Source organism: Aquabacterium sp. (assembly GCF_036279675.1).
GTDB lineage: Bacteria > Pseudomonadota > Gammaproteobacteria > Burkholderiales > Burkholderiaceae_C > Aquabacterium.
In genome coordinates, this window is sequence record NZ_DASUIS010000038.1 from 58294 (window position 1) to 80447 (window position 22154).

17 protein-coding genes are annotated in these 22154 nt (G+C 63.6%); 10 read left to right on the forward strand and 7 right to left on the reverse strand.

Annotated features, from left to right (window positions below; translation table 11 throughout):
- Positions 1–14: 14 nt before the first annotated feature.
- Complete coding sequence (locus VFW93_RS04165) at positions 15–761, reverse strand: hypothetical protein (RefSeq protein ID WP_329692729.1); 747 nt, start codon at positions 759–761, stop codon at positions 15–17.
- 63 nt (positions 762–824) lie between these two features.
- Entirely contained in the window at positions 825–2090 is a 1266-nt protein-coding gene (locus VFW93_RS04170; protein WP_329692730.1) for a pectin acetylesterase-family hydrolase, read from the reverse strand.
- A gap of 258 nt (positions 2091–2348) precedes the next feature.
- Here VFW93_RS04170 and VFW93_RS04175 point away from each other — a divergent pair, with 258 nt between their 5' ends.
- The 4 genes from VFW93_RS04175 to VFW93_RS04190 all read left to right on the forward strand — a co-directional run bounded on the left by VFW93_RS04175 (position 2349) and on the right by VFW93_RS04190 (position 7045).
- Positions 2349–3839 carry a flavin monoamine oxidase family protein gene (locus tag VFW93_RS04175; protein ID WP_329692731.1) on the forward strand — a complete coding sequence of 497 codons (1491 nt, stop codon included), beginning with the start codon at positions 2349–2351 and terminating at the stop codon, positions 3837–3839.
- Positions 3839–4969, forward strand: coding sequence for an NAD(P)/FAD-dependent oxidoreductase (locus VFW93_RS04180; RefSeq protein WP_329692732.1), 1131 nt, complete (start codon positions 3839–3841; stop codon positions 4967–4969). Before VFW93_RS04175 ends, VFW93_RS04180 begins: the two co-directional genes overlap by 1 nt.
- Before the next feature lie 168 nt (positions 4970–5137).
- Positions 5138–6346: a GGDEF domain-containing protein gene (locus VFW93_RS04185; RefSeq protein ID WP_329692733.1), complete on the forward strand. Its 1209-nt coding sequence runs from the start codon at positions 5138–5140 to the stop codon at positions 6344–6346.
- A gap of 93 nt (positions 6347–6439) precedes the next feature.
- Entirely contained in the window at positions 6440–7045 is a 606-nt protein-coding gene (locus VFW93_RS04190) for a glutathione S-transferase (RefSeq protein ID WP_329692734.1), read from the forward strand.
- Positions 7046–7076: 31 nt separating this feature from the next.
- On the opposite strand, the gene VFW93_RS04195 is transcribed toward VFW93_RS04190, so the two are convergent.
- The gene (locus tag VFW93_RS04195) at positions 7077–8738 is read right to left on the reverse strand and encodes a carboxylesterase/lipase family protein (protein WP_329692735.1); all 1662 of its coding nucleotides are present in this window, start codon (positions 8736–8738) and stop codon (positions 7077–7079) included.
- 143 nt (positions 8739–8881) lie between these two features.
- On the opposite strand from VFW93_RS04195, the gene VFW93_RS04200 reads away from it, so the two are divergent.
- Both VFW93_RS04200 and VFW93_RS04205 read left to right on the forward strand, forming a co-directional pair.
- A complete protein-coding gene (locus VFW93_RS04200; RefSeq protein ID WP_329692736.1) occupies positions 8882–9919 on the forward strand; it encodes a helix-turn-helix domain-containing protein in 1038 nt (345 codons plus the stop codon).
- Between the two features lie 96 nt (positions 9920–10015).
- Positions 10016–11056 carry an aliphatic amidase gene (locus VFW93_RS04205; protein ID WP_329692737.1) on the forward strand — a complete coding sequence of 347 codons (1041 nt, stop codon included), beginning with the start codon at positions 10016–10018 and terminating at the stop codon, positions 11054–11056.
- A 9-nt stretch (positions 11057–11065) separates the two neighbouring features.
- On the opposite strand, the gene VFW93_RS04210 is transcribed toward VFW93_RS04205, so the two are convergent.
- Together VFW93_RS04210 and VFW93_RS04215 are read right to left on the reverse strand one after the other, a co-directional pair.
- Positions 11066–12085, reverse strand: a complete 1020-nt coding sequence (locus tag VFW93_RS04210) for a DUF2804 domain-containing protein (protein WP_329692738.1) — start codon at positions 12083–12085, stop codon at positions 11066–11068.
- A complete protein-coding gene (locus VFW93_RS04215; protein ID WP_329692739.1) occupies positions 12082–13083 on the reverse strand; it encodes an AraC family transcriptional regulator in 1002 nt (333 codons plus the stop codon). Before VFW93_RS04215 ends, VFW93_RS04210 begins: the two co-directional genes overlap by 4 nt.
- A 183-nt stretch (positions 13084–13266) precedes the next feature.
- On the opposite strand from VFW93_RS04215, the gene VFW93_RS04220 reads away from it, so the two are divergent.
- A complete protein-coding gene (locus VFW93_RS04220; RefSeq protein WP_329692740.1) occupies positions 13267–14229 on the forward strand; it encodes a sterol desaturase family protein in 963 nt (320 codons plus the stop codon).
- Complete coding sequence (locus VFW93_RS04225) at positions 14183–15448, forward strand: RsmB/NOP family class I SAM-dependent RNA methyltransferase (protein ID WP_329692741.1); 1266 nt, start codon at positions 14183–14185, stop codon at positions 15446–15448. The genes VFW93_RS04220 and VFW93_RS04225 overlap by 47 nt, the downstream gene beginning before the upstream one ends.
- A gap of 30 nt (positions 15449–15478) precedes the next feature.
- Here VFW93_RS04225 and epsE read toward each other — a convergent pair whose 3' ends face one another.
- Together epsE and VFW93_RS04235 are read right to left on the reverse strand one after the other, a co-directional pair.
- A complete protein-coding gene (epsE, locus tag VFW93_RS04230) occupies positions 15479–16300 on the reverse strand; it encodes a polysaccharide export protein EpsE (RefSeq protein WP_329692742.1) in 822 nt (273 codons plus the stop codon).
- A 167-nt stretch (positions 16301–16467) separates the two neighbouring features.
- Complete coding sequence (locus tag VFW93_RS04235; protein ID WP_329692743.1) at positions 16468–18846, reverse strand: putative bifunctional diguanylate cyclase/phosphodiesterase; 2379 nt, start codon at positions 18844–18846, stop codon at positions 16468–16470.
- Between the two features lie 185 nt (positions 18847–19031).
- On the opposite strand from VFW93_RS04235, the gene VFW93_RS04240 reads away from it, so the two are divergent.
- Both VFW93_RS04240 and VFW93_RS04245 read left to right on the forward strand, forming a co-directional pair.
- Complete coding sequence (locus VFW93_RS04240) at positions 19032–21341, forward strand: NADP-dependent malic enzyme (protein ID WP_329692744.1); 2310 nt, start codon at positions 19032–19034, stop codon at positions 21339–21341.
- Between the two features lie 82 nt (positions 21342–21423).
- A partial coding sequence (locus tag VFW93_RS04245) for a DMT family transporter (protein WP_329692745.1) occupies positions 21424–22154 on the forward strand: 731 nt, incomplete at its 3' end.

The following is a 22154-nucleotide window of genomic DNA, read 5'->3' on the forward strand; positions in this document are numbered from 1 at the left end:
CACGCCCCTCGCACTCAGCGCCCCGATGCGCCGTAGACCTTCTCGCGCAGTGCCTGCAACTGGGCCTCCAGCGTGGCGGGATCCCTGTTGGCCGTGGGCGTGTTCTGCCATTTGGCGACCAGGTCAGCCTGCAAGGCAGCGAACTCGTCGTTCTTGCGTTTCTCATCGGCCAGAGCCTTGGCCTGCGCCTCGCTTTGCGTGCCCTGGAGACGGCTCAGTTGCTGGTCGATCCACGCTTGCTGCCTGGTCGGGTCAGGTTCCATGTCGGTGGCCAGGGCTCTGAGGAGCAGCGAGGCCTCACCGGAATTGACTTCGCCATTGGCCGCATGCAGTGGCAACTGTTCCACCAGTTCGCGGGCCAGCGCTTGCCGACCGGCCACGTTCGGGCCATCCTTCATCTCGCTCCATTGCGTCACCGCGCGTTGAAAGCGCAGGTAGGACACGAGGCGCTGGCGCTCCTGCACCTTGTTCGGGTCATTCTCCAGCGCCTTGTTCAAGGCATCCCAGGCATCCTGGGTGATGTCGGCAGGGCGCGTGTCACCCACCGGGCCTCGCGGAATCAAGGGCTGCCCCTCGTTGTTCCCAGCGGAGGTCGTGATCGGCCATCCTCCAGGTGTGGGAGCCAGCGCCTGGGGATGGCTGGCGCTGTCTGCGCCAGACACCGAGTGCAGCCACAGCACATAGGCGCCAGCCGCCGCCACGGCCACCACGGGCAACCAGAGCCAGCGCTTGGAAGAAGACTTGTCGATCAGGGTGGACATGGCAGGCGATACATCAAGGGAGTCAAAAGGCGGCCTGTCATCAGACAGGCCGTCCAGCCGCGATTAAAGCGGAATCAGATCAGACAGGCCATCCGCAATGATGTCACTGAGGTAAACCCGCTTGGGTGGCGGATTCAGCTCTTCAGCGCGCAACACGGGGCCTGAACCATCCAGCAGATTGTCAACGAAGACCCCCAGTGATTGATAGCCCCTCTCCACGATGCTGGAGCCACCGAAGGTCAGGATGGTGGCGCAATGTGCCTGGTTGAACTTGCGCCAGTTGGGGATGTAGTACCCCACGTTCGGGTAGGCACTCAGGGCCGCCAGCCAGGGCTTGAGATCCTGACGCCACTTCTGATTGAGCAACTTCAGACGCTGCTCGTCGGTGGGCGCATTGGCGATCTCGGGAAAGAACTTCTGATACGAGAAGGCCGAGAACACGCCATCTTCCTGGAACAAGGTGTAGCCCAGCCGGTCTTTGGGAAAGAGCTTGCCCAGATTGCCTTGCAGCGTACCCAGGTTGTTGGGATCGCCCACACCGGGGTACCTCGCCACAATCTCGGTGACCATGCCCTTGGGCCCGTCCAGCCCCCAGGCTTCACGGATCTTGTTATGCAAAGGCACCGATGGGTACTGGGCCGGATCGCCATGGCGCGGCGCGATCATCAAGGGCCCCGCATCCGACAACAAGGCCGATTTCTTCGGGCGCAGCGTTTCACGGAAGGTCGCGTAATGAGCGGAAGAAGCCACGCCACCCGCCGAGAAGCCGGTGACGAGCAACTGTGCCGGCGCGCCCATGTTGATGGACATCCACGACGCCACGTACTTCATGTTGGGCAGGCCCTTGTGCTCGAAGGCATAAGCCTTGGCGGGATCTTCGGGGTTGTAGACGACGGTTCGATTGCCAGTCTGCACATCGCCCGTGCAGTAGGGCACATAGACGATGTTCCACGATTGGGTCTTCACCGCCTGCAGCGGGTCGATGCGTGCGGTGAAGGGCGTGACCAGACCGAGGTGAGCCTGGCGGTTGAAGTCCGACATGTAGTTGGCCGGGACACCATCTGGATTGACGGCCGCCAGCATCGAACCACCCTTGCACGCCACGCCATCCCAACAAGCGCCACCACCTTCGAACATGATGACGGTCTTGCTGGTGAAGGGTGTGCGGTTGACGAAGAAGCGGTAAGGCGTGCCATTGCCACAGGTGGCACCAGTGGTGGCCGGCGCCGTCACCGTTTCCCACTGGAAGTAGCCCGCGTGGGCCAATCCGCTGATCAGGGTACCGGCGATGGCCTTGGTGGCCAGAAGCGAAAAACGACTTGCTTTCATCTCGGGTCCTTTTGCTTGTTTGGGGAGCGCTGCCCAGTCTGAACAGCACCAACAAGGCGGCCAACAAGGACTAACCCGAACGGGTTATCTGCGCGCACTCAAACAAGGGGTATCGAACTGTCAGACGCCTTACAGTCAACCTGTTTTTTGCTACACAGCGAAGTGCGGATAGGGGTTTTCTTCAATAAACATTAAGCCTCTAGGCCACTAGTCTAAAAAACGTTGTTATTTTTCACTTCAACGTTTCAGGAACTGACCATGAGCCAACCCGAGACCCCATCGCGTCGCCGCCTGCTGGGTGGACTGACCGCCACAGCCGCCGCCGCCCTGCTGCCAGCGGGCCGAGAAAACCTCGCCCAGGCCGCCACCGGGCCCGGTGCAGTCGGCGACTACAACACCGATGTTGTCGTGATTGGTGGGGGCTACGCTGGCCTGGCAAGCGCACGCGCCCTGGTCGCAGCGGGCAGGCAGGTCCTGTTGCTGGAAGCCCGGGATCGCGTGGGGGGCCGCTGCTTCAACATCAACCTGCCCGCCCCCTACAGCCAGTACACGGTGGAGGGCGGCGCCGAGTTCATCGGCCCCACGCAAGACCGCATGTACAGTCTGGTTCAGCAACTGGGCCTCAAGACCTTCCCTGCCTACACCACCGGCAAACAGATCAACTACATCGGTGGCAAGCGCAGCACGTACAGTGGTGTGCTGCCCTGGACGGGTCTGTATTCGACCGCAGAAATCGGCATCGCCATGCTGCGCCTGGATGACATGGCCAAGACCGTCCCACTGGACGCGCCCTGGAACGCCAGCAAGGCCTTGCAGTGGGACAACCAGAGTGCCCAGACCTGGATGGACACCAACGTGCTGAGCGCCGATGCGAAGTCGCTGCTGCGCCTGGCCATTCTGGCCTTGCTGTCGGTCGAGCCGCGCGACATCTCCATGCTCTACCTGCTCTTCTACATCCACTCCGGCGGCGGCCTCACCTCGTTGCTGAGCACGGCAGGCGGCGCGCAACAAGACCGCATCGTGGGCGGCTCGCAGGCCATCGCACTGGGTATGGCGCGCGAACTGGGCTCACGCATTCTCTACAACTCGCCGGTTCGCAAGGTCAAGCAGGATGCCTACGGCATCGCGGTGTCAGGAGACGGCTTCACCGTGCGCGCCCAGCATGCCGTGATGGCCATGTCGCCCTGGATGGCCTCGCGCCTGAACTACGAGCCCTTTGACGGCCCGTTGCAATACCGCATGCAGATGATGCAGCGCATTCCCATGGGCTCGATCTGGAAGGTGCACTGCGTGTACGACAAGCCCTTCTGGCGCGACGACGGTCTGTGTGGTCAGGTCACCAGCGACGCCTACCTGACCAAGCTCGTGTTCGACAACACCCCACCGGAACCGGGCGCACCTGGCGTGCTCATGGGCTTCATCGACGGCCAGGATGCACGTGATGCGGTCCTGATGACACCAGAGGCTCGCAAGGCCAATGTGCTCAAGGCCATGAGCATCTACTTCGGCCCCAAGGCGGCCACACCTATCGCCTATACCGAGAACAACTGGCAGTCGGAGAACTTCAGCGCCGGCGGCCCGACTGGTGTGTTCCCGCCCGGCGTGCTCACCGGCTTCGGCGCCGCACTGCGCGCACCCTCTGGCCGACTGCATTGGGCCGGCACGGAGACCTCCACCGTGTGGGCTGGCTATATGGATGGCGCGATCCGATCCGGGGAGCGCGCCGCCAGCGAGATCCTGGGGCGATGATGACGCAGCCGCTTCAGCAGACCGATGTCATCATCGTGGGTGCCGGGCCGGCTGGCCTGGCCGTGGCGGCTTGCCTGAAACGCACAGGCAAGTCATTCGTGATCCTGGAACGAGAAGCGCAGGTCGGCTCATCCTGGCGTACCCATTACGATCGGCTGCATCTTCACACCGACAAGGCGCACTCCTCGCTGCCGGGCTACAAGCTGCCCGACAGCTACCCCCGCTATCCCGCACGGCAGCAGGTGGTGGATTACCTGGACGCGTACGCACGTCACTACGATTTGCACCCCCGCTTTCAGGAAGAAGTGCGTGACGCCCGTCGCCTCAATGGGCAATGGGAAGTAACGAGCAGCGAGGGCGTCTACCGGGCGAAGTCACTGGTGGTGGCCAGCGGCTACAACAACGTGCCCCAGATTCCAAAATGGCCCGGTCAGGACAAGTTCCAGGGCCGCATCCTGCACAGCAAGCACTATCGCAACGGCGCCGCGTTCAAGGACAAGGACGTGCTGGTGGTTGGCCTGGGCAACTCGGGCGGCGAGATGCTGATCGACCTGCACGAGCATGGCGCACGCCCGTGCATTGCCGTGCGCAGTCCGGTCAACGTGATTCCGCGCGAGGTCATGGGCGTGCCCTTCCTGACCATGGGCATCCTGCAGCGCAACCTGCCCTCCCGACTGGTCGACAAGCTCAACGCCCCCATCACCAACGCCATCATCGGCGACCTGCGACCTTACGGCATCCGGCGCCCCGCCGAAGGCCCGGTCACACAGATCCGAGAGCAAGGACGCGTGCCCTTCATCGACGTCGGCACCATCCGCCTCATCAAAGAGGGCCATGTCACCGTCTATCCCAACATCGAGTGTTTCACGCCCACGGGCGTGATGTTCGTGAACGGTCGTCAGCGAGACATCGATGCCATCGTGCTGGCCACCGGCTTCAAGCCTGTGGTGAACCACTGGCTGCACGCGCCAGGCGCCATGGACGACCAGGGCACGCCCCACTCCAGTGGCGAGGTCGTCACTGGTCAGAACCTCTACTTCTGCGGTTTTTACATATCGCCGACGGGCATGCTGCGCGAAATCGCCATGGAAGCCCAGGACATCAGCGAGCACATCGCGCGATCAGCCTGAGCCTGGCCCTGCACACCCCGCCCAAGCGAGAGAAAAGTCGCTCAAGCGGGCTTGTCGTCGCAACTGGTTCCATACAGGCCATCAAGTCACGCCGGATCCTGACCGACATACGAAAAGGACCGGCGTGCGGCTGTCGCGCGCCCGTGTTGTCGTGATTTTGTCGCGCAGATGCCTACCCATCCGGACTCACAGCGAAATGAAGGCACCCTGCCCGCGCCAACGTGGCAGGGCGCGGCAGCTGCGCTCGACAGTACGGACCAGTCGCGCAACCAGGCCCTGATCGACACCACGGCGCGCATCACCGGCGCCATGTATGTCTACGTCTCGCTGTGGCTGGTGATCACGCTCTTCAGCGGCATGCACAGAACCCATCCCTACCTCGTGTGGGGCGCCGCAGCCTGGCTGGGATCGATCGCACTGGTGCGCGGCGTGGTCGGGCATCAGCTGAAACGGCTGCTGGACTACAACCCGGGACTCGCACACCAGTTGACCGTTGGCCTGGTTTTGTGCAACGGCCTGACCTGGGGCCTGCTGACTGCCGCCAGTGTCTACTTCCCCGAACTGGAGCCGATACGTACGTCCATGCTCCTGGTCGGGGTCGGTCTGAGCTCCGGCGGTACGGTGGCCATGGCCATCAACCCGACGCTCAAGGTCTGGTTCCCGGTGTCGGTGATCACGCCAGTGGCCTTGGCCACCGCCAGCAACATGACGCAAGGGAACCTGATGCTGGCAGGCCTGATGATGGTCTACACGGTCTACATCATGCATGCCTCACGCGTGGTCAGCCAGGACTACTGGCGCGCGCAGGTGGCCTACAAAGCGCTGGAACACGCCAGCCTGACCGACACGCTGACCCAGATCCCCAACCGTCTGCATTTCGACAGGCAGTATCAGGCCGAGTGGCGACGGGCATGCCGGCTGGGCACCAGGCTGGCCGTGATGATCGTGGACCTGGATCACTTCAAGCGCATCAACGACGAACACGGCCACCCGATTGGCGACACCGTGCTGCAGGAAGCCGCCAATGCCATGCGCCAGGCCATCATGCGGCCCTGTGACGTACTGGCTCGGTATGGTGGCGAAGAGTTCATCGTGCTGCTGCCCGACATCACGGAAGATGGCGCGCACGTGGTCGCCGAGCGGCTGCGCGCACAAGTGGCCAACCTGAAGATCGCCGTACCGACTCGCAGCACCCATGTCAGCGTGACCTGCAGCCTGGGCTATGCCTGCACGATACCCCAGCACCATCACGATGCGGACGAGCCCATCCGACAGGCCGATGCGGCGCTCTACAAAGCCAAGACGGAGGGCCGCAATCGCAGCCGCTCATGGCAGGCGCCCTCCCCGCTGCGCACCTCGCCACACACCACGGCTTGATGTCGGTCGACCGCCTGCAGTCAGGGCAGTCCGTGCGGAAAACGCACTAACATCGCTCGACCACTCGCTCCCGGCCTTCGCGACTCGTCTTGCATGTCTTTGCCCGTTCTGTATTCATTCCGACGCTGCCCTTATGCCATCCGAGCCAGGCTGGCCTTGCGATACGCAGATGTGCCCTATGCCTTGAGGGAGGTGGCCCTGCGCGACAAACCTGCCGACATGCTCGCCCTGTCACCCAAAGGCACGGTGCCTGTATTGCACCTGCCCGATGGCCGCGTGCTGGAACAAAGCCTGGACATCATGCAATGGGCACTGAAGCAGCGCGACCCGGATGGCTGGCTCGGCGCGGCGCCGACAAGCGCCATCAACACATGGATCCACGACAACGACCAGCGCTTCAAGCCACTGCTTGATCGCTACAAATATGCCGAGCGCCACCCCGAACACACACGCGAAGGTTGGCGAACTCAAGCGCAGGCCATGATGCTGGCGCCCATGGAGGCCCAGCTTCAAGGCCACCCATTCCTGCTGGCCGATCGCATCAGCCTGGCCGACATGGCCATCGTGCCTTTCGTTCGGCAATTCGCGCAGGTCGACCCCGACTGGTGGGGCCAGGAGGCTGCGTTGCCAGCCCTGCGGCAATGGCTCGACACGCTGACAGGCAGCCCCTTGTTTCAGGCGGTCATGGTCAAGCCTTGACGGCGCCAACGCCGACGCGACCCAGGCTCACTCACAGCCCGAGGCCCAGTGCATTGGCGGTGTCCCACAGCAGGCATTGGTGGGCACTGTAGATGCCACCCAGCAAGTTGGTCGACAGCTTGCTCGCAGAGAACTGCTGCGTCGCCGCGATCACGCTGTTGAAGCGGGGCCAGTTGAGCTGCCCGCCGCCATTGGGGTTGCCCGACGCTGCAAAACGCGACCAGTACTGCACCATCTGCCTGGACAAGGCCAATTGCGCCGGGGTGGCCACATCGTTGGGATCCGGGCTGGCAGGCGTGGTGGCAATGCGAGACTGAAACAGGAAAGGCAACTCCGATGCGTGATACGCGCCCCAGGGCATGAAGGGATCTTCAGCCAGTTGCGGCACCTTGTCCTCCTGGAACTCGTAGGCATAGGTGGGCACGTAGGTCGACAGGCTTCGGGCCGTCATCTGGGTCCCGCAGGCAAACAGTGAATCGGTCATCAGCGCTGACGCCGCCAGATTCGGTGAGCCCAGACGCTTGCTCGAATAGTCCAGCGTGATGATGGATGCCACCGTGGCATTGCCTGCAATCCCCGTCACCAGGGCCTTGTAATCGGCTTCCGTCAAGGGCGAACCTCGGTGCAGGTCATAGCCCAGTGCGATGAACAATCGCCCTTCGTCACGGGTGTTGCCCACCATCACCGGTACGCGGTTGAACTTGCCCTGCTTGACCAGGTCCTTGGGCGCAGCCGGCAAGATCACGCCATCCACCCAAGGCGACAGCCCCAGCAAGGTCTTGGGATCGTTGAAATCAATGGTGGGCGCGGCGTTGAACACCTCGTCTGTTGACTTGCTGCGCAGACACGCCAGTTGCGATGCGCCCGGCCCGCAGCCCAGCCTGGAGGCCAGGGCATTGCCAATGGCCAGTGCCTTGTCACGCGTCCCTGCACCAGCCGTGCAAGGGCCGCTCTGGATGATGGCGCGCTGAAAGAGGCCTGCCGCTGCAGGCGACACCAGCTGATGGCACACGCTCATGCCACCGGCCGATTGGCCGAAGATGGTCACGCGCGATGTATCGCCACCAAAGCTCGCGATGTTGCGCTTCACCCATCGCAAGGCGGCCTGTTGATCCTGCAGGGCATGGTTGCCGGCCTTGCTCTCCGCTGACAAGGCGTCCAGGGCCAGCAGGCCGAAAATGCCCAGTCGATAGTTGATCGTCACCACGATGGCGCCGGCCGTTTGCGCCAGTCGGGCACCGTCATATTGCGAACCAGCCCCGGTCACGAAGGCACCGCCGTGTATCCAGACCATCACGGGCACCTGGCTGCCAGGCTGAACGCCAGCTGGCACATGGACGTTCAGGTACAGGCAGTCCTCGCTGGAATCGCTCACGCCCGCGGGCGGCAAGCTGCCATCCTGCTTGCAGGCATGCGCGGCCCGATCGGCCACGCGTATGCCGCTCCAGGGCTGAACGGGTGCAGGAGCCTTCCACCGCAAGGCACCCACAGGTGGCGCAGCAAAGGGCAGGCCTTTGTAGGTGGTGCCACCTTCGGCATCAGCCACGCCCTGCACCCACCCTGCATCCGTGGCAACAGGTGCGGGCGCTGCTTGCGCTGCACCCATGCAGGTTGCCATCATGGTCACCCCCGCGGCCAACCACATGGCTGCACGCCTCGCTCCACCACGCCGCATCACATTGCCTTGCTTCATGACTGTTGTCTCCTTGGCTTTCAAACGATGCGCGGATTGTGGGCAGGCACGGGCAAGCACGGGTTGTCATTTCTCGGCAGCCAACTATCATTTTTCTGCATCACAACACGACCCTGGTGAAAGCACCTAAGCGGGTCTCAGGCATGAGCAAAACGCAAAACGTCCCCGCCCGTTACGTTGCACTGCTGGTTCGCTACCTGGAGCAAGAGGGCACGGATTGCGCGGCCGCACTGGCCGAGACCGGCATCAGCCGGGACAGCCTGCGGCATACCGATGCCCAGCTGCCCACCGAGCAAATCACCTCGGTCACCCGCTTGTTGACCGAGGCCAGTGGAGGCCGCCGTGATCTGGGCTTGAACATCGGCGCCATGTTGAGCCCGGGTCAGATGGGTGAACTGGGTCTGGCCATGCTCAACTGCGCCACGATCAAGGACAGCCTGGAGTTGTGCGCCAGGTACTACGCCCTGGTCACACCCAGCTTTGCCATGCGCACCAGCTTGAAGGGCGCACTGTTCGAGGTGGTCTGGCAACCCATTCAGGCCGTGCCCTATGACCTCCTGGTCATGGCCTATGACATCGCGCTGATGACCTTCCACACGCGCATGAAGATGCTGCTGCGCGATGAGATGCCAGGCTACGACATCTACCTGTTCTCACCTGAACCGCCGGACCGTGATCGCTACAAGGCACTCAAGCCGGCACGCTGCTATTTCGGGCAGGGTGGCCTGCCCAGCTTGCGCATCACGATTGACGCCGATGTGGTGAAGCGCACCCCCATGCCCATGGCCCATGCAGGCGATCTGGCAGACATCGAGCGTCGACTGGCACAACGCCTCCTGCACCACGCCAGACAAGACCAACGCGACTGGAAGGCCTGGGTCACCATGATGCTGACAGAAGCACATGGCGACCAACCCACCCAGGATGAACTCGCCGACATCGTGGGTCTGTCAACCAGCACGCTGGCCAGACACCTGGCCGCGCAAGGCACCAGCTTCCGCGAACTGGCCAATCACGTCCGACACGAACGGGCCTGCATGTGGCTGCGTGACGGCCGCCTGCAGGTCAGTGATGTGGCATCGTTGCTGGGCTACACGCATGCAGCCAACTTCATCCGAGCCTTCAAGGCGCGTGCCGGCGTGAGCCCGACTCGCTACGCCGCGCAACACAGCCAGCCCTGAACGAGTGGTGGCTGCCTACGTCAAACAACGTATTGGCGCCCCCTCCTGTGATTTTCAAAATGGGCCTCGTCATTGGCCCATCCACAGGAGCGCACCATGCTTCACGGCGATATCTCCAGCAGCGACGACACCGTAGGTGTCGCAGTCGTCAACTACAAGATGCCCCGCCTGCATACCAAGGCGGAGGTCCTTGAGAACGCGCACAAGATCAGGCAGATGATCGAGGGCATGAAGCTGGGCCTGCCGGGCCTGGATCTGGTCATCTTCCCCGAATACAGCACGCACGGCATCATGTATGACAAGCAGGAGATGATGGACACGGCTTCCACCATCCCTGGTGACGAGACCGAGATCTTTGCGCAGGCCTGCCGCAACGCCAAGGTATGGGGCGTGTTCTCGCTCACAGGCGAGCGGCATGAAGAGCACCCCAGAAAGGTGCCCTACAACACGCTCATCCTCATGAACCCTGAAGGTGAGATCGTTCAGAAGTACCGCAAGATCATGCCGTGGACGCCCATCGAGGGCTGGTACCCGGGCGACAAGACCTATGTGTCGGACGGCCCCAAGGGCATGAAGATCAGCCTCATCATCTGCGACGACGGCAACTACCCCGAGATCTGGCGCGACGTCACCATGAAGGGGGCCGAACTGGTGGTGCGCTGCCAGGGTTACATGTACCCTGCCAAGGATCAGCAGGTGCTCATGGCCAAAGCCATGGCCTGGGCCAACAACACCTATGTGGCTGTCGCCAACGCCTCCGGCTTTGACGGCGTCTACAGCTACTTCGGGCACTCGGCCATCATCGGCTTTGATGGCCGCACGCTGGGCGAATGCGGCGAGGAAGACTACGGCATCCAGTACGCGCAACTCAGCAAGCGCCTGATCCGCGATGCCCGCAGCACGGGCCAGTCACAGAACCACCTGTTCAAGCTGCTGCATCGGGGCTATACCGGCCTGATCAATTCAGGCGAGGGCGACAAGGGCGTGGCCACCTGCCCATACGAGTTCTACGAGAAGTGGATCAAGGATCCCGAGGGGACAAGAGCGATGGTCGAGGCCCTGACCCGACCCACCGTGGGCACCGCAGAGTGCCCCATCGAAGGCCTGCCCAACGATGCGAGGTTGAAGTACGAATGAGCGTGCAGCTCACCAGCGGGAGCGGTGATCTTCCGTCACACCCAGCAGGTGGTCGACACGAACGGGTGCGCTGTCCACAGAGCGGCGCACCGTGCCATGGAAGGTGCCCACCGGCTGGATGTAGTAACTCGCTGCGATCAGGATGTCACGGTCGTCCTGGCGCGCGCCTTCTGGCGTGAAGGTCAGATCCAGCAAGCCGTCTTCGGTGCGCACATGCCAGGGCGTCAGCGGCTCTTTTTCATTGAAGGTGAAGTGCGCGGCAGCCAGCGGGATGAGCTCGCCATCCAGCCACAGCACGTTCTCCTGCCCGCCAAAATAGCCTTGCTGCAAGTTGAAGCCCACACGCTGGCTGTGCGCGCAGGCCCAACGCCAGGAGGTATCTCGCGCCAGCAGCCCATTGGAGCTGTCCAGACAGGCCACCGCCTGCCCCAGATCCCAGCGCTGCTCATCGACCTCCACCCAGCCACGCACCGGCAAGGCGCTGGATTTCTGCGTGGCATGCGCCACACCACCCTCAATCGGGCCCACTGCCAGCAGGAAGGGCGCACATTGGCCCAGCGCCATTTCCACTTGCATGTTCATGGCAGGCGTCCTGACCCGCAGGACCATGATGTCCCCATCCTCGTGATGCAGCGACAAAGACGCACCCGGGCCACGGAAACGAGCTTCTGCGCCCTGTACCGGCTGATCCGACACGCCGCCAGACAGGCCTGGCAAACCGTCCTGCGCCCAATCGGCGATCACACGCTTGCGCAGTCGATCGAACACATAGGCAAAGGCCGTCACGCTCCAGCCCAGGTCCACGATGGCCACACCGATGTAGAGCTCTGGCGACCCGATGCCCACGTATTGCCAGCGCTTGTGATGAAAGCGCTTCCACAGGCTGGATCGGCTGTAGCTGCCTTGCAGGCCGGACCAGTCGATCTCATCGATGCGGCCGGCATAGCGCCCATGCAAGGGCTGGCCGGATGCCACGATGCGACGCGGCACGGACGGCAGCGTTTTCAGCTGCAACGCCGCCACGCTCATGCCGCCTCGGCCTTGAGTTGATGGCGACGCCACTGAGCAGGCGCCAGGCCCGTCCAGGCACGAAATGCCCGCGTGAAAGCACTTTGTTCGGAATAGCCCAGCAACAAGGCGATCTCGGCCAGATCCAGCTTGGCATCGCGCAGGTGGCCTTCCGCCAGATGCTGGCGGGTGTTGTCCAGCAGTTGCTGGAAGCTCGTGCCCTGCTCTGACAAGCGTCGCTGCAGGCTGCGCGGGCTGGTGTGATGGGCTTGCGCCAGCGCGGCCAGCGAGGTCTTGCCCTCGCGAATCAGGGGCACCAGCGTCTTGCGCCAGGCGTCCACGATGGCCGGCACCGCGGCGACCTGCTGCAACAGGCTTTCAGCCTGCTGGTCCAGCAAGGACAACAAGGCGGGATCGGACTTGCGCAGCGGCAAGGCCAGGTATTCATGCGCAAAGACCAGTCGCGTCACGGGCGAGCCAAACACCACCTGCCCGCCAAAGAAGTCTTCATAAGGCTGGGTGCTCTCGGGTGCCGCATTGACAAAGCTGACGGCCTTCACCGGCCAGTAGCGCCCGGTCATGTCGCGCGCCAGTTGCACCACCGAGGCGATCGCCGTTTCATCTACCAGCGCGCCAGGACGGCCACGCTCCACACCCCATTCGATCACGACACCTTCCTCGGTCGCGGTGATGGTGGCGGGGTTGGCGTCATACACCGAGGTGTGATAGCGCTCCAGGCGCTGCATGGCCTCAGCCAGCGTGCCACAAGCGAGCGCGGCATAACCCACCACGCCGAAGTGGCGCGCGCTGATGCCTTCCGCAATGCGCAAAGCGAGGGCTGGGCGATTTTCCATGGCGTCCACCCGGCGCAGCCAGGTCTGCCAGTCACTCATGGGAATGAAGTGCTGAGCTTGATCGGGGCGTGGCGCACCCAACACCTGGACAGGGTCCAGCCCCTGTTTTTCCAGGTACTCGTACAAGAGCAATGCGTACGAAGATGCAACGCGGTTTTCGGCCATGGGTACTTCTTCACCAAGCGTGACCCATGATGATGCCCATCGAAAACGATATTGCCCATTCGGGCTACACGGGATCCGACATTCGTCAATTTGGCGCGAAACGTCAAGAATGTGACCACAAAGATCAAGCCAGAAATCGGCGAACCGGTCAGGATGATGGGGCCTCCACGTCCGGATTTGTGAATGCCTGATTTCGATAGCCTGTACGCCCTGGCCACCACCTGGATCAGCCAGACCGATCTGAAGGATTGGTTGCTGGTGCTGCTTTCACCCGTCTTTTTCGTGACCGTGGCCATCGAGTGGCTGCGGTTTCGCCGCTCGGACAAACAGCGCGCCACGCCCATCTACGACCTGCGCGACTCGATGGACAGCATGACCCTGGGCGGCGTCTACACCTTCCTGGATGTGCTCATCGTGGTGGCGCTGGTGCTGCCGGCCATGATGTGGGCCTACCAGTTCCGCCTGAGCACCATCGAGATCACACCCTGGACTTTCGCGGCGCTCTACCTGGGCGTGGAGTTCTGCTACTACTGGTTCCACCGCGCCAGCCACCGCATCCGCTGGTTCTGGTGCGCGCACGTGGTGCACCACGCCTCAGAGCACATGAACTTCACCACCGCCATGCGCCAGAGCTGGCTCTACAGCTTCGCCGGCAACTGGCTGTTCTACACGCCCATGGTGCTGATCGGCTTCGAGCCGCGCTGGGTGCTGTTTGCCTTGTCGCTGAACCTGGCCTACCAGTTCTTCGTGCACACGCAGTGGCTCAACAAGCTGCCAGCGCCGATCGAATTCATCTTCAACACCCCCTCGCACCACCGCGCTCACCACGGCCGCAACCCCGCCTACATCGACAAGAACTACGGCGGCACCCTGATCGTGTTCGACCGCCTGTTCGGCACCTTCGTCGCCGAGACCGAGGCGCCTGATTACGGTCTGGTTCGCCAGGTGCACAGCCACAACCCCATCTGGCTGACCATCCACGAATGGGTCGACATGATCCGTGACATGCTGCGCCCCGGCCCCCTGAATCAGCGCCTCAAACACCTCTGGGCGCCACCGGAGTGGGAGCGAGGCGCCGGTACGCGGGATAATCCCCCCCATGCACCCGAACGCTCTTCTCGACCTCAGCACGCAACTCGTCCGTGAGGTTCTCAAGCTCGACGCCCCCGCCGACAGCATCGTTTCCTACTTTTTCCGCAACCACAAGGCCCTGGGCCAGCGGGAACGCCACGCCCTGGCCGAGACGGCCTACGCCGTGCTGCGCCAGCGCCTGCTGTGGGCCCACCTGGCCCAATCCGGCCACGGCCCCATGGAGCGCCGCCTGGTGCTGCTGGCCTGGCAAGGTCAGCCTCATGTGCTGAAAAACGGCATCACGACCGATGAAGTCCAGTGGCTGGAACGCACCGCCACCATCGACCGCAGCACCCTGCAGGACAAGCTGCGCCACAACCTGCCCGACTGGATCTCCAACAGCCTGCGACAGCAACTGGGCGAAGAGGAATTCTGGAAGCTGGTCGACACCTTCTCGGCCGGTGCACCACTGGACCTGCGCGTCAACCCGCTCAAGGCCAAACGCGAAGCCGTGCTGGAAGCCCTGGTGGCCGCCGGCATCCCGGCCGTGCCCACGCCCTTTGCACCCACCGGCATCCGCATCGAAGGCAAGCCCGCCCTGCAGAAGATGCCGCTGTACACCGAAGGCCATGTGGAAGTGCAGGATGAAGGCAGCCAGTTGCTGGCCTTGCTGACCGGCGCCAAGCGCGGCGAAATGGTGGTGGACTTCTGCGCCGGCGCAGGCGGCAAGACGCTGGCCCTGGGCGCCATGATGCGCAACACCGGCCGCCTCTATGCTTTTGACGTGTCAGGCCATCGCCTGGAGAACCTCAAGCCGCGTCTGGCACGCAGTGGTTTGTCCAATGTGTACGCCACGCAGATCGCGCACGAGAACGACGACCGCATCAAGCGCCTGCGCGGCAAGATCGACCGCGTCTTGGTGGATGCGCCCTGCTCCGGCCTGGGCACCCTGCGTCGCAACCCCGATCTGAAGTGGCGCCAGAGCCCCAAGGCCATCGAGCAATTGCAGGCCAAGCAGACCGCCATCCTCAACAGCGCGGCTCGCCTGCTGAAACCAGGTGGCCGACTGGTCTACGCGACCTGCAGCCTGATGCCCGCGGAAAACGAAGTCATTGCGAACGCCTTCACGGCCGAACACCCGGATTTCGTGCTGCTGGATGCACGCGAGAAGCTGGAACAAGCAGGCGTGACACAGGCCGAATCGCTGGTCACGGAAGCGGGCCACCTGAGGCTGTGGCCGCATCGCCATGCCACAGACGGTTTCTACGCCGCGGCATGGGAGAAGAAAGCCTGACGCTTCAGGCCTTCTTCTGCAGGGAAGCCTTTAGAACAGGCTTTCCTTCACGTAGATCACGTCATTGGCTTGCAGCTTGTCGTTCATGTCAGGCTGAATGACCTGCACCTGACCGGCTGCGTCACGACGGTGCACGCGGATACCGCGCTGCGTACCCCGCAGCGTCAGGCCACCGCCGGACGCCAGTGCCTGCAGCACGGTCATGTCACGTTGCAGCAGCATGGTGCCGGCGCGTTGCACTTCACCGTAGATGTAGATCTGAGGGGCGCGGTCCACCCAGACGCTGTCACCGTTGGCCAGGGCGATGTCTTCCACGCCGCTGCCAGCCATGAACACGCGAGGGAAGTCGATTTCCTTGCGGAAGGGCTTGCCATCACGGGTACCGGTCACGACCACCAGGTCAGAGCCGGCGTTCACCAGGATGCCGCCAGCCTGCGCCAGGATTTCGCTGAGCTTGTTGCCACCGGCACCGGCGCCCAGGGCGAAACGACCGGGACGGTTGACCTGCCCCAGCACGGAAACCAGGTTGGCCTTCATGTCCATCACGAGGATCGAAACCTGAGGCTGCTTGAGGAAGTTGCCATCGCGCAGACCGGCCGCGAGCTTCTTTTCCGCATCAGAGACGGTCAGGCCGCCGAGCTTCACCACGCCCAGCAAGGGATACGAAATGGTGCCGCTTTCATTGATGCGGGCATCCAGTTGCAGATCCTGGTTCTGGTAGACAAAGATCCGGATCTGGTCACCAGCGCCAAGAACGTAATCGTTCTGACCAGCGGCGGCGTGCGCCCCCAGACCGAACACCAGCAGCATGGTGGCCAGCAGCCACCGAGCCATGTCACGCATCCACTTCATATGCAAAGGTCCTCTGAAAAATGATGATGCAATGTATCACCCGGGCATGACAAAGCGATGCCAGCTTCGGGAGAGTGCAACAAAGGTGTCTAGATCGCGTTTGAGCGGATTGGTTCCACCAGATTCGCCCCAGGAAACCCCTCAAGACCCCGCCGGCCCCACTCGCCTCAGTGCTCGGCCAGGGCCAGGGTGGTGCGCTCCAGATAGGCGCGCACCTCGCTGCCCGGCATGGGGCGCGCGATCAGGTAGCCCTGCACATCGTCGCAGCCCAGGGCGCGCAGCATCACCAGTTGCTCTGACGTCTCGATCCCCTCGGCGGTGGTTTCCAGGCGCAAGGCACGCGCCAGGCTGATGATGGCCGTGACCACCGCCTGGGCGTCCTGGTCGCTGTCGAGCGAGCGCACGAACATGCCGTCGATCTTGAGCTTGTCCATCGGGAAGCTGCGCAGGTAGGCCAGCGACGAATACCCCGTGCCGAAATCGTCCATGGCCACCCGCACGCCGCGGCTGCGCAAGGCCATCAAGGTGGACTGGGCCCCATCGTGGTCTTCGATCAGGGCGGATTCGGTGATCTCGACTTCCAGTCGCTCGGGATCCAGCCCGCTTTCCGCCAGCGCCTCGTCGACCAGATCGATCACGGCGGAGCTGCGGAACTGCACCGCCGACAGGTTGACCGCCACGCGCAGATCCCCCGGCCACTTGGCCGCCACGCGGCAGGCCTCACGCAGCACCCAGTTGCCCAGGGGCACGATCTGGCCCGTCTCCTCGGCCACGGGGATGAACTCGCCCGGACCGATCAGACCGCGTTCGGAATGCTGCCAGCGCACCAGGGCCTCGAAGCCGATGATTTCGCCGGTGTCGAGGCGCATCTGCGGCTGGAAGAACAGGGTGAACTGGTTGGCGTTGAGGGCCTGCCCCAGCTCATGCTGCAGCCGCACGCGGGCCCGGGCGCTTTCAGCCATCTGCTGATCAAAGAAACGATAGGTATTGCGACCGGCCGCCTTGGCGGCGTACAGGGCCAGGTCGGCGCACTGCAGCAGCGATTGGGGGTCCTTGCCGTCGCGCGGCGCCAGGGCCACGCCCATGCTGGCGCGCACCTCCACCATGGCGTCGTCCAGTTGACAGGGTTCGGCCAGCAGGACCACCAGCCGCTCCGCCAGAGCGGCAGCCTCTTCGTGCGAGGCATAACGCCAGCTCAGCAAGGCGAATTCGTCCCCACCCAGTCGGGCCAGCAGGTCACCCTCCGCCACGCAGGATTTCAGGCGCGCCCCGACGCGGCGCAAGAGCTGATCGCCCACGCCATGGCCCAGGGAGTCGTTGATGTTCTTGAAATTGTCCAGATCCAGAAACAGCAGGGAGCAAGGGCGCCCCGGTGTCTTGGGATCGGAAGCCAGCTTGCTCAGTTCGGAGCTGAAACGATGCCGATTGGCCAGACCAGTCAAGGCATCGAAATTGGCCAGGCGGGCCAGTTCATCGCGGGTACGGCGCGTGTGGGTGATGTCCGAGCCCACACCACGCCAGCCAGCGGAGCGCCCGGTTTCGTCCAGCAGGGGCTTGGCGGTCAGCGACCAGCAGTGGATCTCGTGCCCGACCTCTACCGCGATCTCCAGATCACGGAAAGGCTGACCCATGCGGATGCAGGTGGTGAGGTGCGCCAGGGCAGCGGCCGCCTCCTCGTCTTCCGGCGGCAACATGTTGGACAGCAGGTCGATGAAGGACTTCTGCAGCAAGGCCTTGGTGGGCATGCCAAAGGCGTGCGCCAGCCGGGTCGACACATGCCGCAGGTGCCCTGTGGGCGATATTTCCCACAGCCAGTCGGATGCATGTTCTTCGAAGTCGCGCAGCAACAGGTCGATCAGCTGCTTCTGGCGCTCGGTTTCCGCCTCGGCGCGAAGCCGGCTCATGAAGACCTTGCCATTGGTGTAGCTCACGCCGCTCATGATCACCATGTAGACCACCAGCGCGATCATCAGCGCCTGGCTCGTGGCGTAGTCGGACTGCAGCAAGCCCACCACGCAGGTCAGGCACATGGTGATCACATAGGCCATCGCGGCCGGCACCATGGGGCTGAGCATGAAGGCGCCGCCACAGATGGTGCCCACCACAACGGTAGCCACCAGCATCGCGCCGTTGTGATCCGCACTGGGAAACACCACCAGCGGCAACACCGACCACAACACGGCAAACAGGATCACGTGCCCGACGATGATGTACTGCGCCGACTTCTGGGCCAGCACCCGCGCGCCGTCGGTGATCAACAGGCGCCACCAGACAGCCGCAATCGGCAACGCCGAGATCACGAAAAAGCACCAGAGCCCCAGGCCAAGGCTGTTGATCTTGCCCCAGAACACCCAGCAGATCACCAGCGTGTTGATACCGTTGCCCGTCATGATCAGCGGCAACAGGCGCATCAGGGCCTGAACCTGACGCCCACGGAAATAGGACGCCTGCGGCCCGTCTATGGCCTCCTGAGGCGAGACCTCGTTGAGCAGTTCTTCAAACCGCTGCCGGATCGTTGGAGCCTGAGTAGCTTTGGAAGGAAACATCCCCACCATTCAATCCAATGTGGATAACCCTGACGGAATCGGCAGTTTGCCCCCGAACTTGATATCGCCAGACGAAATCGGATGCCTTGTTCACGGGGTTGCAGCGGCATAAGGCACGCCCCACCCAGTAATTTGGTGCGTCATTTGCCTTACCATCTCCGCCCTTGCTGAGTGAAAAAGCCAACATGAGTGCCGACAAACCTCTGTCAGATGCCGAACAGGCTCTGCGCGACGCCGCCAACGAATACCACCGCCTGCCCAGCCGCGGCAAGATCGCCGTGGTGCCGACCAAGCCGCTGTCCAACCAGCGTGACCTGTCCCTGGCCTACTCGCCTGGCGTGGCCTACCCCTGTCTGGCCATCGAACAGAACCCGGACATGGCCGCCGAGTACACCTCGCGTGGCAACCTGGTCGGCGTGATCACCAACGGCACGGCCGTGCTGGGCCTGGGCGATATCGGCCCCCTGGCCTCCAAGCCGGTGATGGAAGGCAAGGGTTGCCTGTTCAAGAAATTCGCCGGGGTGGACGTGTTCGACATCGAACTGGCCGAACGCGACCCGGACAAGCTCATCGACATGATTGCCGCCCTGGAGCCCACGCTCGGCGGCATCAACCTGGAAGACATCAAGGCGCCCGAGTGCTTCTACATCGAGAAGCAGCTCAGCGCCCGCATGAACATCCCCGTGTTCCACGATGACCAGCACGGCACGGCCATCATCTCCAGCGCCGCCCTGCTCAACGGGCTGGAACTGGTGGGCAAGCAGATCGGCGAAGTCAAGGTGGCCGTATCCGGCGCCGGCGCCGCGGCCATTGCCTGCCTGGACGTCATGGTCGGCCTGGGCATCAAGCGCGAAAACGTGTTCGTGTGCGACTCCAAGGGCCTGATCCACACCGAGCGCACCGACAAGCTGGACGAATCCAAGCGCCGCTATGCGCAGCCCACCTCGGGCCGCACGCTGGCGGATGCGGTCAACGGCGCCGACGTGTTCCTGGGCTGCTCGGCTGCCGGCACCCTGACGGCCGACATGGTCAAGACCATGGCACCCAGCCCCATCATCCTGGCGCTGGCCAACCCCGAGCCGGAAATTCGCCCAGAGATCGCCAAGGCCGTTCGCCCTGATTGCATCATCGCCACGGGCCGCTCGGACTACCCCAACCAGGTCAACAACGTCCTGTGCTTCCCCTACATCTTCCGTGGCGCGCTCGATTGCGGCGCGACCAAGATCACGGACGAGATGAAGCTGGCCTGCGTGCGCCAGATCGCCGACCTGGCCAAGGCCGAGATCTCCGACGAAGTGGCCGCAGCCTACCCGGGCCGCGAACTGCGCTTCGGCCCGGATTACCTGATCCCCACCCCGTTTGACTCACGCCTGATCCTGCGCATTGCCCCGGCCGTGGCCGAGGCCGCCGCCGCGTCCGGTGTGGCCAAGCGCCCCATCAAGGATCTGAAAGCCTACCGCGATTCGCTGTCGCAGTTCGTGAGCAACACGGGCCTGTTCATGCGCCCGCTGTTCCTGGGCGCCAAGGCCAATCCCAAGCGCATTGCCTACGCCGAAGGTGAAGACGAGCGCGTGCTGCGTGCCGCCCAGATTGCCGTGGACGAAGGCATTGCCCGCCCGCTGCTGATCGGCCGCCCCGACGTGATCACCACGCGCATCGAACGCGCGGGCCTGCGCCTGCAGGACGGCGTGAACTGCGACATCGTCAACCCGGCCAAGGACGAGCGCTTCAAGCAGTACTACGAGGCGTATCACAAGCTGCGTGCCCGTGACGGCATTTCGCCCGACCTGGCCAAGGTGGCGGTGCGCCGCTCCAACTCGCTGATCGCCACCATGATGGTCAAGCTGGGTGATGCCGACGGCATGATCTGCGGCGTGATCGGTCGCTACGACCTGCACCTGGCCCACGTTCAGGAAGTGATCGGCGTGCGCCCCGAGGCCCATGGCCTGGCCGCGCTCAATGCCCTGATCCTGGACCAGCACAACCTGTTCATCGCCGACACCTTCGTCAACGAAGACCCGACGGCCGAGCAACTGGCTGACATCGCGGCCCTGGCTGTGGAAGAAGTCCAGCGCTTTGGCCTGCCGCCTCGCGTGGCCTTCCTGTCGCACTCGATGTTCGGCTCCAGCAGCCGCCCCTCGGCGCGCAAGATGCGCCAGGCCCGTGACATCTTCGTGCAACGCATGCCCCATATCCCCGCCGATGGCGAGATGCAAGGGGATGCCGCGTTGAGCGAGTCGGTGCGCAACAAGCTGCTGCCCGACAGCACGCTGCAAGGCACGGCCAACGTCCTGATCTGCCCGAACCTGGATGCTGCCAACATCCTGTTCAATGTGCTGAAGATGACGGGCGGCCAGGGCGTGACCGTGGGCCCCATCCTGCTGGGTGCGGCCGCACCGGTGCACATCCTCAACCCGTCCGCCACCGTGCGCCGCATCGTCAACATGACAGCCGTGGCCGTGGCGCATGGTGCGCAGGCCAGCGCGGCACGCTGAGCGCAGCCGATTGAGCTCACACCGCTCAGGGCCACCTCCGGGTGGCCCTGTTCGTTTCCGGCCCTGCGGCTAGACTGCCTCGATGACTTCCATCGCGCGCGCCCAACCCAGCGGTTCCATCCTGCAAGGCTACCTGGCCGCTCTGGCCACCGTGGTGATCTGGGCGGGCTTCATCCTGATCTCGCGCCTGGGTGGCAAGACGGCCCTCACCGGCTGGGACATCGTGGCCCTGCGCCTGGGTACGGCATCCTTGTTCCTGCTGCCCTTTTCGCTGAACCTGCCCGCAGGCACCTGGCGCAACCAGCGCATGTGGGCCATGGCCCTCATTGGCGGCCTGCTGTTTCTGATCCTGGTGTACGCCGGCTTCAAACGCGCGCCGGCGGCTCATGGCGGCATCCTGTTGCCGGGCATGCAACCCTTTCTGGTGACCGCACTGGCCTGGCTGCTCATGGGTGCAAGGCCTTCGCGCCTGCGCCTGCTGGGCTTGATCCCGATTGCGGCTGGCGTGGGCTGCGTCGCCGCACCTCAGATGCTGGGCGCCCACGATGGCCCCTCCACCCTGAGCGGTGATCTGTTCCTGCTGGGTGGCTCGCTGGCCTGGGCCACTTACAGCGTGCTGGTCAAGAAGTGGGTGGTCGACGCCTGGCTGCTCACGCGCTTTGTGGCGCTGGCATCGTGCCTGGTCTACATGCCCATCTACCTGGCCTTGCTGCCCAAAGGCATCGACCAGGTGCCCATGTCCATGCTCTTGCTGCAAGGGCTGTATCAGGGGCTGGGACCCACCATCGTGGCCATGTTGCTGTTCCTGCGCGC